Origin of the sequence: Mesorhizobium sp. M0998 (assembly GCF_040318885.1) — a bacterium.
Taxonomy (GTDB): domain Bacteria; phylum Pseudomonadota; class Alphaproteobacteria; order Rhizobiales; family Rhizobiaceae; genus Mesorhizobium.
This window is the reverse complement of sequence record NZ_JAMYND010000024.1, coordinates 14,579-27,700: the sequence shown is the minus strand read 5'-3', so window position 1 is coordinate 27,700 and position 13,122 is coordinate 14,579. Positions and strand designations below refer to the sequence as shown.

The window sequence follows — 13,122 nt, the reverse complement described above, 5'->3', positions numbered from 1 at the left end:
TAATCTTCTTGGAAGGATAGCGATGCGATTGCGCTTTGGACTTCTCGCGGCGCTGCTCCAGACCGCCGTGCCGGCCGCGGCACAGCAATGCGGCGGGGATTTCGAGTCATGGAAGCACGGCGTGGCGGCGGAGGCCAGGGCGGCCGGCGTCGGCGCTGCCGGCCTTGATGCGCTGGAAAACGCCACCCTCGATGAGAAGGCGTTGGCACGCGACCGCGCCCAGGGCGTCTTCACCCAGACCTTCATCGAATTCTCGAACCGCATGATCTCGTCGCATCGGCTGAAGCAAGGTGCGGCCAATCTGCAAAAATATGCCGAGGTCTTTGTCCGCGCCGATCGCGAATACGGCGTGCAGGCGCCGGTCATCGCCGCCTTCTGGGCCCTGGAGACCGATTTTGGCGCCGTGCAGGGCGATTTTCATACGCTGAACGCGCTGGTGAGCCTCTCGCATGACTGCCGCCGTCCGCAGCTGTTCCGGCCGCAGATCGTGCCGCTGCTGATGTTGATCGATCGCGGCGTGGTGCCGGCCGACGTGACCGGTGCCTGGGCCGGCGAGATCGGCCAGACGCAGATGTTGCCTTCCGACTATCTCGGCCACGGCGTCGACGGCGACGGCGACGGCCTGGTCGACCTGCGCGGCAGCGCGCCGGACGTGATCATGAGCACGGCCAGCAAGATCCAGTCGCGCGGCTGGAAGCGCGACCAGCCCTGGATCGAGGAAGTCCGTGTGCCTGACGATTTGCCGTGGGAGCAGACGGGACGCACCAACAAGCTGCCGTTGACGCAATGGAGCCAGTGGGGCGTTACCAGGCCCGACGGTACGCCGCTTCTCGACAACGGCCTGAAGGCCGGCCTGGCGCTGCCCATGGGTCGCAAGGGGCCAGCCTTCCTGACCTACGACAATTTCGACGTCTATCTCGAGTGGAACCAGTCCTTCACCTATGCCCTGACCGCGGCAAATCTTGCCGCCCGACTGGGGGGCGCGCCGCGATTCGATCCGCGCAACCCCGAACCCGGCCTCGACGCCGACCAGATGAAGGCGCTACAGACCAAGCTCGAAGCGAAAGGCTATGACGTGGGCACCGTCGACGGCATCCTGGGCACCAACACCCGCGAAGCCATCCGTAAGGAGCAGATGCGTCTGGGCCTGCCGGTCGACGGCTGGCCGACTCCGGAGCTGCTGGCCAGGCTGTGAAGGAGGTGAATGGTGAATGGTGAAAAGAATAGCACCGGAGCCGCATTGAGCACCAGAGCTACCACCATTCACTATTCACTATTCACTATTCACTATTCACTATTCACTATTCACTATTCACCATTCCACCATTAACTAATCCGCCATCGTCTCCAGGCTGGCGAACCCCTGCGGTGCATCGCCTTCGTCGAACGGCGTCGCCACCTCGACGAAGGTGTCGGGATAGAAGCCGTTGAACCGTGTTCTGAGCGACAGCGAATAGGCCCCGATATGGCCGATCTCGATCCAGTCGCCGGTATCGACTGTTTCGGGCAGCCAGAACGGCCGCGACAATATGTCGACGGAATCGCAGGTCGCGCCACAGACCTTGAACGGCACGATGGTCTTGTCCTCGCCATTGCGCGAGCGGATCGCCGGATCGGGGATGAAGCGCGCCGGCAGCGTGATCTTGCCGGTCCATGAATCCGACAGCGACGCCCAGATGCCGTCATTGATGTAGAGCCTTTTGCCCTTGCGCAGCAGCACGCGCACGATCAGCGACAGGCAGCGCGCCACGATCACCCGGCCGGGCTCGGCCACCAGCGGCATCTGGTCGAACTGGTACTCCTGGAGGTCGCCCGACAGCCGCGACATGATCTGGCCGAGCGACGGCATTTCCGGCTTGCGGCTGTTCGGATCATGACCGTATTCGGCGGGAAACCCGCCGCCGACATCGAGCCCGGCAACGTCGAAGCCGACGCGGTTGCGCACCCAGTCGGCGGAGGCCAGCGCCCGCTCATAGGTGTCGGGATCCTCGATCTGGCTGCCGACGTGAAAGCACAGCCCGACCTTGTAGCCCGTCCGGTTCAGCCGTTCGGCCAGTTCGACCGCATTGGCCGGTCCGGCGCCAAACTTCTTCGACAGTTCGTAGGCCGCCGAGCCTTTCGTCTGGATGCGCACGAACACGGTGATGGCGCCCGGATCGATGTCGAGCGCCCGCACCACCCTGGTCAGCTTGGTGACCTCGTCCTCATGGTCGAGCGAAATGACGCGGATGGCGTATTTTTCCAGCGCCAGCCTGATGTCCGACTGGGCCTTCACGGGGTGCATGTAGAGCATCTCGGCGTCCGGCGAGACGGCGCGCACGGCGGCGAATTCGCCGGGCGAGGCCACATCGAAGGCACCGACGCCGGCCTCGACCAGGGCGTTGAGCACGATCTGCTCGCCATTGGTCTTGACCGCATAGGCGGTCTTGCCGGGAAACATGCCCATGAACTGTTTGGCGTCCGCCTTCAGCACCTGCGGGCGGAAGCAATAGATCGGATCGTCCGGGCGAAGCGCCAGCGCTGCCTCGCGGGCATTTTCGAATCGCTGCATGGACGAATCCCTTGACTGAGGCTGCGCACAATTAATCCAAGCTAGCGGCTAATGAAAACAATTCTATGTCTCGCCGCCCTGGCTTCGCGGCGCTACGCCGGTGCTGCACGCCGGTTATGAGCGAGCTAGGCCATCGCTCAGGTTTCGGGTGGCCCTTGCGGCCGGATCGGGTATGGCGTGAACAGACGCCTGAAGAGCAAGGCATCTCGTCTGGGAGGACGACCAATGGCGATAGCTGCCACCACCACGATGCGCGGTCCGATGGTGCTCAAGGACTGGGCGCAGCTTCTGCTGCTCGGCGCCATCTGGGGCGGCTCGTTCTTCTTTGCCCGTATTGCGGTAGCGGAACTTCCGCCGCTGGTGCTGGTGCTGTTCCGCGTCACCATAGCCGCGATCGCGTTGCAGCTCTATCTTGCGGTCCGTGGCCCGTCGTTTCGCCTCGCCTTGCCGCATGCCGGCCTGTTCTTCCTGCTGGCGCTCGCCAACAACGTCATCCCTTTCTCGCTGATCTTTGTCGGCCAGACCGAGCTTGGCGCCGGTGTCGCCTCGGTGCTCAATTCGACGACGCCGTTCTGGACGCTGATCCTCGCCAACGCCCTGACCAGCGACGAGAAGCTGTCGTGGAACAAGCTTGCCGGCATCGCCCTCGGTATCGCGGGAACGGCGGTGATGATAGGCCCCGGCCTCGTCGCCGGGCTCGGCGGTCCGGTCTGGGCGAAATTCGCGCTCATCGGAGCATCGCTATCCTATGCGGTTGCGCTGATGATCGCCCGCCGCTTCAAGGGTGTGCCGTCACCGGTCATTGCCACCGGCCAATTGACCTGCTCGACCATCATTATGATCCCGGTCGTTCTGTTCACCTATGATGCCGCCAATCTGTTTTCGGCCTCGCCGCCGGTCTGGGCGGCGGTGCTGGCACTGGCGCTGCTGTCGACGGCCTTCGCCTACATCCTCTATTTCAATCTCGTCGCCTCGGCCGGCGCCACCAACGCCTCGCTGGTCACGCTGATCGTGCCGGCCAGTGCCATCCTGCTCGGTTTCCTGTTCCTGGGCGAGCGGCTCGAACTGTTCGAGCTCGGCGGCATGGCGCTGATCGCCCTCGGCCTCGTCACCATCGACGGTCGCCTGTTCGGGCGGCGTTAGAGATGGCGCAGCGAAGTTGTCGCTCCCGATCGTGCGCTATATGGGCGTGATCGCGGGAACAGATGAACCCTGCCATTCCAGACGCCAGATACCGCCTTGCCTGAGATTCTGAACGAGATCGGGAAGGAAGGCGGCAAGGCAGGTCCCGCCGACATGTCTCACGGAAGGATACACAAGACCGGTCGCGGCGTCTTGCTTGCGGAGTTGCTTCGCCAGCGCCTGACCGGCAGGATAGGCTAAGGCAGTATCCGGATCGAGCACCGGGTCCTTGCTGAACTCAGCACCGCGCAGATCGTGAAACGAGCCTATGAAGTCGGCAACGAGCTCCGCGTAGTCGGTGACGTTTTCAAACCGTTCGATTGCGGCAAGCTCGCGCGTCAGATGAAAAGAGACCTCGCCGAGCGCAGTTTCCGCATCGAACCCACAGTACCAGACGCCCCTGGCATCATCGTTGAAACGATTGCCGCCCGGACGGGTGTAAGCGAAAGCCGCATTGATGAAGGTGTAGCCCGGCCTCCCGAAAACCAGTTCGCGCGGATCGAGGTCGGGCAATCCCCCTTGCTGCGCCTGAAGACGGCCGCTGGTGGCCCCTTCGAGCTCCGCAAGGTCCTCCAAATCTCCATGATTCCTGGCCAACGGCATCAGGACCGTTTCCTTGAGCCTGCCTGTCGAAATGAGCCGGATCGTGTCGCGCTGGGAAATGTCAGCGCGCGGCGGGATCTGCATTCAAAGTCCACCGCGCAAAGCGTCGATGTGTTGGCGAACCTGCAGCAGCTTCGGAATGCCGCCCTCGATCATCACGTCCAGGGGGCGCCGGCCACCATAGAGCGGCCCTTTGTTCGGCAACCGCACCCATTCATCGGCAAGCGCTTCGGAGAACAGAAGCCGCAGTCCCTTGAAGATGCCGATCAGGGCGCTGATGCGTGTCAGCGAATCCTGGGAGAGAACGCCCTCCCACTCGCCTTTCTTCATGCGGAACCAGGTTCTCTCCGACACGTCGCCGATCAAGGTACAGATCTCGGTGCTGGTCAGATGCCAGATGTCTGCGAGCCTGACGATGCCGGCAACAGCCGCTGGCGTGAGCCGCGCCCGTGCCGAGGCATCCGCCAGATTTGCCGGCAAAGCCTGATTTGCAGGATCGCGAACCGCATAACCGACACTCATTCCGGCCTCCATCACTTGGCAGACAATATACTGCCAATTGGCAGAAAATTCAAGTCCTGGCTATCTCACAACGCTGCCGGTTGCCCACCGCATTCGTATAGCGTGCAGCACCCGGTTGGACATGCAAAGGGCGCTCCGACGCTCCGAATCTTCAGTCGGTCCGAAAATCGATTCCGATTTCTGCCGCGGTAGCGCTGCCATTCTCGCTGCTGCCACGGCTTTGCCACAAATTATTCACAGGTCCCGAGCCGGCTTTTGACAAAGAGTTTCAATGCCTAACGGCAAACGGCAGGTCGCAAATTCCACAATCTCGTCGCATTGCAGCAAAGTTTCTGCTTGCCTGTGGCACAAATGACCCTAGACTCTCGCCATAGCTCTTTAAGAGGAGGCTATGATATGGGACTGACGAGGCCGATCAACGCATTGATGATTTGTGCTGCGTTTGCATTCATCGGCGCCCTCATTATGGGCGTCCTTCCATAAGGCCGCTGAGCGGGGGAAGACCAGCACCGAATACTCCAAACCATTTGAAAAGGCCGGGCATTTTGCCCGGCCTTTTGCATTCCCCCGATCTTTGACATTTCAAAAAGGAGCTTGCCGCCTTACGCCGCGGCTGATCCCGCCGCCTCGACTTCGTGCGACCTGATGCCGATCATGTGGCAGATGGCGAAGACCAGATCGGCCCGGTTCATCGTATAGAAGTGGAAATCGCCGACGCCGCGCTCGACAAGGTCCAGCACCTGCTCGGCGGCCACGGCAGATGCCACCAGCGCATGCGTTTGCGGATCGTTCTGCAGCCCATCGAAACGCTCGGCCAGCCATGCTGGCACCAAGGCGCCGCACCGCGCCGAGAAGTTGGCGACCTGGGTGAAATTGTGCACCGGCAATATGCCCGGCACGATGGGTATGTAGATGCCGGCCCGCCGTGCCCGCTCGACATAGCGCTCATAGAGATCGTTGTCGAAGAAGAACTGGGTGATCGCCCGCGTCGCTCCGTTGTCGGCCTTGCGCTTCAGCATATCGAAGTCGGTGGCGAAATCCGGGCTTTCCGGATGCTTTTCCGGATAGGCCGAGACCGATATGTCGAAATCGCCGGCGCCCTTCAGCGCATCAACCAGTTCGGCGCCATTGGCATAGCCTTCCGGATGCGGCCGGTAGGCCGCGCCGACGCCCTCGGCCGGATCGCCGCGCAGGGCGACGAAACGCTTGACGCCCATATCGGCGAACTCCCGGATCACCGCATCGACCTCGTGACGCGCCGCATCGACGCAAGTCATGTGCGCCGCCGGCGTCAGCGTCGTTTCATTGAGGATGCGCTTGACGGTGCGGGCCGTCCGCTCGCGGGTCGAACCACCGGCGCCATAGGTGACCGAGACGAATTTCGGCTTAAGCGGCTCAAGCCGGGTGACCGTGTCCCACAGCCTTGCTTCCATCTCATCGTTTTTCGGCGGAAAGAACTCGAACGAAACCCTGACCTTGTCGCCGATGTCGGGGCGGCGGGAGAAGCGGAACTGGTTCATCAGGCGGTTTCCCCTATCGGATACGCATTGGCCGGTTGTCTGTCGTTGGAAGGCTCGGCAATCAGCATGCGCCGATCGCGGCCGAGCCAGAGTTTGACGGTGAGCTTGGCCTCGTTGCCGCCGCGCGGCTCGAATTCCTGGCTGTCCTCGAGGTCGAGGCCGGCCTCGGAAAACCAGTCGCCAATCTGCCGGTCGGAAAAGCCGAGACGCATATGCGCGTGCTCGTCGCGTAAAAACTCCAGCGTGTGCGGCGCGAAATCGACGATCACCAGCCGGCCGGCCGGGCGCAGCAGACGCGCCGCCTCGCGGATGGCGCGGGCGGGATCGTCGAGATAGTGCAGCACCTGATGGATGGTAACGAGATCGAAGGCGTCGCGTTCGACCGGTGGCGCAAAAATGTCGCCCTGGCGCACCTGCGCATTCGAAACGCCGGCCTTGTCGAGATTGGCGCGCGCCACCGTCAGCATCTCGCGCGACATGTCGATGCCGATACCGCGCCGATAGAGCGGCGAAAAGATCTCGAGCAGCCGTCCGGTGCCGGTGCCGAGATCGAGCATCGACTGGAACGGCCGCTTGCCGACGAGCTTGATGAGGGCTGCTTCGACGGCGCGATCCGGCACATGCAGCGAGCGGATATGGTCCCAGCTTGCGGCGTTGACCGAGAAATATTCGGCGGCCCGGTCCTGCCGCTTGCGCTTGACTGCGGCCAGCCGTTCGAGATCACGCTCGACCTGCGGATCGGCGCCGCGGATGCCGGAGACCAGCCTAAGCACGAAATCGCGCGACGCATCGGAATCCGATAGCCGGAAGAACGCCCACGAGCCCTCCTGGTAGCGGCCGATCAGCCCGGCCTCCAGCAGCAATTTCAAATGGCGCGAGACGCGCGGCTGCGACTGGCCGAGGATTTCGGTGAGATCTGAAACGGTCAGATCGCCGCGCGACAGCAGCGCCAATATGCGCAGCCGGCTGGATTCCGCCGCCGCCTTCAATGTATCTACCATCGTGTCGAGAGCGACATGCATGCGAGCATTCTCTTTGAAAAGATATAAACATATGTTTATGTCGGTTTGGATAGGCTTGCAAGCGCTATGTCGCTTCCGGACAAGAAAATGACGCATGCGTGGCGGATCGCGCAAAAACGGACGCATGATCGGAGCGAGAACCATGTTCGAGACGCGCAGCGGCGAAAAGCTCCTGGAAACCGACCCGGCAACGATGCCGCCGGATGGCCATGTCGTCTTCATCGGCCGCATCGCTTCGCCTTGGATCACGCGGGAGACTTGCCCCAAAAACATGAAGGCGGCGCGGGAGACGGAACAGCCGGCGCACTTGGTCATCGACCCGCTTTATCGGGATGGCCTGCTTGGGCTGGAACGCGCCAGCCACGTGATCGTCCTGTCCTGGCTGCACCATGCTCCGCGGCAACTGATTGTCCAGAAACCCCGCCATGCCACAGAGCCGAAAGGCGTCTTTTCGCTGCGCTCCCCTGCCCGGCCAAACCCAATTGGGCTGCATGTCGCAAAGCTGGTTGCCGTCGACATCGACACCGGCCGCGTCGATCTCGATGCGATCGACGTGCTCGACGGCACGCCGGTCATCGACATCAAGCCTTATTTCGCCTCGACCGATGCCTTTGCCGATGCGACCATCGCCGGGCGGGACGAACCAGGGCCGGTGGAGTGATGAGCGCGCCGACCGGCCGCCGCCGCGCCGTCGCCAAGGCGGTGACAGCGCTCCTGCCGCTGGCGCCTTATGCCGACATGGAAAAGATCCGTGCCGATGCCGGCGCCGTGCACATGAAGACCTTGCCGCCGAGCATTGCCGTGTGGCTGGCGACAATAGCCCACATCCGCCACGCCCACACCGACTACGAAAAGCTGCTGGCCGAAGGCTATGACCGCGATTCCGCGCGCTTCTTCGTCATCGAACAGACCAACAATGTGCTCACCCGCTGGCGCGCCACCCGTCTGCTCGACGATGAGGATGAGGCGTAGAGCGACGGCAGGCACACGCGTCGAGTTCTGCGCTCTTCACTGTTGTGATTAGCGAAATCGAGAGGTGACGGCCAATCTCCCCCCGCGTGGGGGAGATGTCCGGCAGGACAGAGGGGGGCGCTGTCCCGCCGACCTCAGGTCGGCAGCATCGGAACTTTCAAAGCCTGAAATAAAAAACCCGCCTCGCGGGCGGGTCGTTGGAGCCCAATTCGCACCATACTCAAATTAGTAGCATAGCTGCCGGCACAAAGCAAGAACAAAATACGCCGTGACTAGAGGTCGCCTTGCCTGGACTAGGCCCGGTAAATCCACTGCTCGGGCACGCGCACCGAAATCTCCTCGCCGGCCGCGATCGTGCCGGGCTTCTCGACCCAGGCGACGAGCCCGCGCAACCGCTTCGCCGCCTTCGGGAACAGCAGCGCGCCGGCCTCATGGTCGGCCATCCCGGCATTTTCGGCGACCGATCGCCCGGCGATCCGGCAAGGCCCGTTCTGCGCGTCGATCTTGACGGTCGCGCCGCCTTTGAAGAACAGCAGCGTGCCGGACGGCAGCATGGAGAGGCGCGGCAGGCCGTCGATCAGGAGATTGGCGCCGATCCATTCCGGCTTGATCTCGGCGATGCCCATCCGTTCGGCGACGATTGCCAGTTCGTCCGCCGCCACGATCGACAATTGCCGTTCGTTGCGCATCTCGGTGCCGCGCGGATACCAGGGTTCCCGCCCGCCGGAGCGCCGCGTCGTGCCGGCGTGGAAATCGCCGTCGATGCCGTCGAAACCGAGTTGCAGCGTATCCACCGCTCGTGTCTCAAAACGATCGAACGGTGCGAGATAGAGCGCCGCCACCCTGGCGGCGAGTTTTCGCGACGGGACGATCTCGACCGGAGTTTCGGCTTCGGGAAACATATCCGGCATTGGTTTCATTCCTAGCTGCCGGATGCAGTTAGCCGAAGTCGATTCATAGGGTCCAGTCGAAAGCGTTGATGCTCCAATCAAGACGGCTGATACGGGTCGGCACCACCAGCGTCATGGTTGAACCAGCCTCATGCAAAAGCGTGCCGCATTGCTGCCGCGCTGCATCGGTTGATAATATCGGTCAGGTCAAGCCCGCTGAGGTTTATCATGCATCCCGCATCGGCAATCGCGCAGCTCTGGCTGCTCTGGGTGGTTTCATGGGCCGCGGCCGCCTTCTGGGCCGACCGGGCCGAAAAACGCGCCGGCTTCGGGGTGGAGCTTCCATCCCGCGCCGTCATGGTGCTCGGCACGATCCTGCTCTTCATCCCGGCGCACGGTTATGCCGGCCCGCTGAGGCTTTGGACGCCGAACCTTGCCGAAGCGTGGATCTGCGTCGCGCTGATTGCCGCCGGTCTGGCATTTGCCTGGTGGGCGCGGCTGCATCTTGGCCGCCTGTGGTCGGCCACGGTCACCGCCAAGGCCGCGCATCGCGTCGTCGACACCGGCCCTTACCGGCTGGTCCGCCACCCGATCTATACCGGCCTGCTTCTGGCGATCCTCGCCACCATGGCGGCGAAAGGCACTGTCTGGGGCGTTGCCGGCGCCATCCTCATCACCGTCGGCATCGTCATGAAGGCAAGGCTGGAGGAGCGTTTTCTGCGCGGCGAACTGGGTAGCGCTTACGACGACTATGCCAGGCGCGTTCCGATGCTGGTACCGTTCGCGCCGGGCTAATGCATGTCGCCCAAAAGCATGCCCTCGGGCTTGAACCGAGGGTGTGCAGCGGTTTTGGGACAACGACATGCGTAAAACAAAAATCTAAAGCATGCGCAACAGCGCGCCGCCGATCGAGTAGCCGGCGCCGAAGGCGCAGAGCAGGCCGTAGTCGCCGGCCTTCATGTCGGCATGGTTCTCCGAGAGGGCGATGATGGCGCCGGCGGCGGCGGTGTTGCCGAGGCGCTCCAGCACCATCGGCGCGCGGTCGTGGTCGACGTCATGGCCGAACGACAGTTTCAGGATCATGGCGTTCATCCGCGCATTGGCCTGATGCAGCCAGAAGCGCCGGATCGCTTGCGGCGTCAGCCCGTGCTCGGCCAGGAACTCGACGATGAATTTGTGGCCGGCAACGGTGACTTCCTTGAACACCTTGTTGCCGATCTGCTTGATCAGATTGCCTTCCAGATCGATCATGTACGGATCGTCCTGGGTGGCGCGGGTATAGTAACCGAGATTGGTGCGGATGCTGTTCGACATCTGCGTCCAGGCGCGCGTATCGAGCACCTCGAAGCGGCCCGGCCGCTTCTCGCCCTGGGCGAGCCCTTCGACGACCATCGACACGGAAGCGTCGCCGAAGATGAAATGCGTCTGCCGGTCGCGAAAATTGAGGTGACCGGTGATGATCTCCGGCGTCGTCACCAGCACGCGTTTATGGGCCCCTGCCCGTACCAGATTGACGGCGATGTGCAACGCCGCCGCTGCCGAAGAGCAGCCAAGCCCCATATCGAAGCCGGCGCCTTTCGTGCCCAGCGCCTGCTGCATTTCGATGGCGATCGCCGGATAGGGCCGCTGATGGTGCGAGGCCGAGCAGATCACCAGGTCGATGTCGCCAGGCTTCAGCCCGGCATGATCGAGCGCCTTGCGGGCCGAAGCGATGCCGAACTCGGCCTCCAGCGACAGCGCATCGTCGGGCCGCGCCGCGAAACGCGGCGCCATGCGGGTCGGATCGAGGATGCCTTCCCGTTCGATGACATGGCGGGTCTGGACGCCCGAGGCATGGACGATGAAGGCACTGTCCGATTTCTGTACCAGCGGCTCGCCCGACACCTCGCGGCGGACGTTCTCCATGTCCACCCAGGCGTTGAAGCTGGCGACGAGCTCCTCGTTGGTGATCGAAGCTTCGGGGATTTCAACGCCGATGCCGCTGATGATGACGCGATGCATTTCCAGTTCGTCCCGTGCGCAGGCGTTGCGGCTTCATGTCGACGCCGCAAAAAGCTCGGCGCAACCTCTTTTGCACCTAGCCAGTTTATGCCGGCTTAAATCAAGTCCCTGGGACGGGTCTTTACCAGGCGCAGAGCTTGGTATTGGTCTGCGGGTTGTTCCAGCAGGCACCGTCATCGCGGCTGCGCACGAATTGCCCGGGCAGCGGCACGTTGCGGCGGCCGAGATTGACATAGCCATAGGCAAAACCCGGTCCGTCGATTTCCAGGACGTAGGTCGGATAACCCGGCGCCGAGATGCGAAAGCTGCCGGCATCGTCCAGCGCCCGATAGCTGCACGAGAAATAGCCGTCGTCGCTGGTGAAGCAGCGCGCTCGCTTGGCCTCCGCCGATAGAGACAAGGCAAGCACAGCGGCCGCACAAATGCTGCCGCCGAAACCCATCTTTTTCAGTGTCATCATCCACCCCCATGGCCCATAAAGGGCCGTGCCCCAGCGAGATGCGCATGACGGCGAAAGCCGGTCAAGCATCCGCCATGCACTGTTTTTGGGTGTAGCTAAGAGTTTCTAAGCGGAACGCCGCGCCACGATGAAGAGACGGGGAAAGCGCAGCAACACCTTGCCGCTTGCCGTTTTCGGATAGGCTTCGCTGATCCGGGCCGTGTAGCGCTTCAGGAAAAGCTGCCGCTCGTTTTCGTCGAGAGGATCGAGGAACGGCTTCAGCCCCGTCGACTTCACCCACTCGACGATCGCTTCGGCATCGGCCAGCGGATGGTTGTAGATCGTGTGCCAGATATCGGGCCGATCCGAGAATGGCGACAAAAGGTCGTAATAGAACGCGACCGGCGGCAGCGGCGCGCGGGCCGCGCGCTCGAGCTTTTCGGTGAACGGCATCTCGGCCGCGGTCTCCCGCATCAGCCGGTGCGAAGGCTCGGCCATGTTGTCCGGCATCTGCACGGCAAGCGCGCCGCCGGGCGCCAAAAATCCCATCAACCGCTGGAAGACCGCCGGATGCTCCGGCAGCCATTGAAACACCGCATTGGCAAAGATCACGTCGACCGGTTCGGTCGGCTGCCACGCCGCCGCATCCGCCAAGGCAAAGCTGACACCGGGCAGGCGCGCCCTGGCCTTCTCGATCATGTCGGGCGAGGTATCGAAGCCGCTGATCTGCGCCCGCGGCCAGCGCTCGACCAGCAATTCGGTCGAATTGCCCGGCCCGCAGCCAATGTCGACCACCCGGCGCGGTTCCGGCACCGGCACCTGCGCAACGAGATCGCGCGCCGGCCGGGTGCGCTCGTCCTCGAATTTCAGGTAGAGGGCGGCGGACCAGTCGGGTCTCACCTTCGCGACTGTATTCATCGATAGACCTCGCGACGGTCGCCTACTTGAACCACCCAAATCGCGACAGCGCTATCATCGATCCTTGTCAGAACTCGGAATGAGCCCACACGATATTTCCAGAGACCTGCCAGTGGTCCTGTTAGCGCTTCGCCAAGTTCGCGTGGATTATCGCGCGAGGCGAGCCTGTTTTCCAGGAAGTCCACAATCCGACGCTGATCGGACCTTTGCAATCTGGAGATATCCTTCAGTGCACGCTTCTCGACACGAATTGTCCACACGATCAACCGTCACTGCGGTCGCTTGCGTCCAATCCCAGTCGTTCCTTAGCTTCGGCCAGAGAAAGCCATTCACCTTCACCATCGTTAAGGCGCTCGAGGGCGATTAGTCCGTCTTCCAGATCCTGAATTTGCTCGACAATGGCCTCAACGACTACGTCATGTTTTGTCCGGCCAGTTTTCCTTGCGACGATCTCGAGGCGTTTTTCCAGCGCGGCAGGAAGCTCGACATTAAGCATGTTTAT

General features: G+C 62.6%; 16 protein-coding genes. 5 read left to right on the top strand and 11 right to left on the bottom strand.

All coding sequences use genetic code 11. The features are described from left to right. The first annotated feature begins 22 nt into the window (after positions 1–22). Positions 23–1,195, top strand: coding sequence for a lytic murein transglycosylase (locus tag NKH59_RS21750; RefSeq protein ID WP_352539505.1), 1,173 nt, complete (start codon positions 23–25; stop codon positions 1,193–1,195). Between the two features lie 135 nt (positions 1,196–1,330). Here the strand turns inward: NKH59_RS21750 and NKH59_RS21745 are convergent, their stop codons facing one another. After that, a complete protein-coding gene (locus tag NKH59_RS21745) occupies positions 1,331–2,551 on the bottom strand; it encodes an alanine racemase (protein WP_352539504.1) in 1,221 nt (406 codons plus the stop codon). A 225-nt stretch (positions 2,552–2,776) separates the two neighbouring features. Between NKH59_RS21745 and NKH59_RS21740 the strand changes: the two genes are divergently transcribed. Further along, the gene (locus NKH59_RS21740; RefSeq protein ID WP_352539503.1) at positions 2,777–3,694 is read left to right on the top strand and encodes a DMT family transporter; all 918 of its coding nucleotides are present in this window, start codon (positions 2,777–2,779) and stop codon (positions 3,692–3,694) included. A gap of 36 nt (positions 3,695–3,730) precedes the next feature. Here NKH59_RS21740 and NKH59_RS21735 read toward each other — a convergent pair whose 3' ends face one another. The 4 genes from NKH59_RS21735 to NKH59_RS21720 all read right to left on the bottom strand — a co-directional run bounded on the left by NKH59_RS21735 (position 3,731) and on the right by NKH59_RS21720 (position 7,400). After that, positions 3,731–4,420, bottom strand: coding sequence for an RES family NAD+ phosphorylase (locus tag NKH59_RS21735; RefSeq protein ID WP_353023002.1), 690 nt, complete (start codon positions 4,418–4,420; stop codon positions 3,731–3,733). Continuing rightward, complete coding sequence (locus NKH59_RS21730) at positions 4,421–4,858, bottom strand: antitoxin Xre/MbcA/ParS toxin-binding domain-containing protein (protein ID WP_352501077.1); 438 nt, start codon at positions 4,856–4,858, stop codon at positions 4,421–4,423. A gap of 602 nt (positions 4,859–5,460) precedes the next feature. Beyond that, positions 5,461–6,378, bottom strand: a complete 918-nt coding sequence (gene metF / locus NKH59_RS21725; protein ID WP_023676795.1) for a methylenetetrahydrofolate reductase [NAD(P)H] — start codon at positions 6,376–6,378, stop codon at positions 5,461–5,463. Further along, a complete protein-coding gene (locus NKH59_RS21720; protein ID WP_352492725.1) occupies positions 6,378–7,400 on the bottom strand; it encodes an ArsR/SmtB family transcription factor in 1,023 nt (340 codons plus the stop codon). Before NKH59_RS21720 ends, metF begins: the two co-directional genes overlap by 1 nt. Positions 7,401–7,542: 142 nt before the next feature. On the opposite strand from NKH59_RS21720, the gene tsaA reads away from it, so the two are divergent. Continuing rightward, on the top strand, positions 7,543–8,061 hold the full coding sequence (gene tsaA, locus NKH59_RS21715) for a tRNA (N6-threonylcarbamoyladenosine(37)-N6)-methyltransferase TrmO (protein ID WP_352539502.1): 519 nt from the start codon (positions 7,543–7,545) through the stop codon (positions 8,059–8,061). Next, positions 8,061–8,372, top strand: a complete 312-nt coding sequence (locus tag NKH59_RS21710) for a DUF2293 domain-containing protein (protein WP_353023001.1) — start codon at positions 8,061–8,063, stop codon at positions 8,370–8,372. Before tsaA ends, NKH59_RS21710 begins: the two co-directional genes overlap by 1 nt. Positions 8,373–8,665: 293 nt before the next feature. Here NKH59_RS21710 and NKH59_RS21705 read toward each other — a convergent pair whose 3' ends face one another. Next, positions 8,666–9,283, bottom strand: coding sequence for an MOSC domain-containing protein (locus tag NKH59_RS21705; protein ID WP_352539500.1), 618 nt, complete (start codon positions 9,281–9,283; stop codon positions 8,666–8,668). Between the two features lie 207 nt (positions 9,284–9,490). Between NKH59_RS21705 and NKH59_RS21700 the strand changes: the two genes are divergently transcribed. Next, entirely contained in the window at positions 9,491–10,057 is a 567-nt protein-coding gene (locus tag NKH59_RS21700) for a methyltransferase family protein (RefSeq protein WP_352471529.1), read from the top strand. Between the two features lie 84 nt (positions 10,058–10,141). Here the strand turns inward: NKH59_RS21700 and NKH59_RS21695 are convergent, their stop codons facing one another. The 5 genes from NKH59_RS21695 to relB all read right to left on the bottom strand — a co-directional run bounded on the left by NKH59_RS21695 (position 10,142) and on the right by relB (position 13,116). Continuing rightward, positions 10,142–11,263: a beta-ketoacyl-ACP synthase III gene (locus tag NKH59_RS21695; RefSeq protein ID WP_352539499.1), complete on the bottom strand. Its 1,122-nt coding sequence runs from the start codon at positions 11,261–11,263 to the stop codon at positions 10,142–10,144. A gap of 121 nt (positions 11,264–11,384) precedes the next feature. Beyond that, the gene (locus NKH59_RS21690; protein ID WP_352471527.1) at positions 11,385–11,720 is read right to left on the bottom strand and encodes a hypothetical protein; all 336 of its coding nucleotides are present in this window, start codon (positions 11,718–11,720) and stop codon (positions 11,385–11,387) included. 108 nt (positions 11,721–11,828) lie between these two features. Next, complete coding sequence (gene tam / locus NKH59_RS21685; RefSeq protein ID WP_352539498.1) at positions 11,829–12,620, bottom strand: trans-aconitate 2-methyltransferase; 792 nt, start codon at positions 12,618–12,620, stop codon at positions 11,829–11,831. Then, the gene (locus NKH59_RS21680) at positions 12,617–12,880 is read right to left on the bottom strand and encodes a type II toxin-antitoxin system RelE family toxin (RefSeq protein WP_352501113.1); all 264 of its coding nucleotides are present in this window, start codon (positions 12,878–12,880) and stop codon (positions 12,617–12,619) included. The genes tam and NKH59_RS21680 overlap by 4 nt, the downstream gene beginning before the upstream one ends. A 2-nt stretch (positions 12,881–12,882) precedes the next feature. Beyond that, positions 12,883–13,116 carry a type II toxin-antitoxin system RelB family antitoxin gene (gene relB / locus NKH59_RS21675; protein ID WP_353022998.1) on the bottom strand — a complete coding sequence of 78 codons (234 nt, stop codon included), beginning with the start codon at positions 13,114–13,116 and terminating at the stop codon, positions 12,883–12,885. Positions 13,117–13,122: the final 6 nt, after the last annotated feature.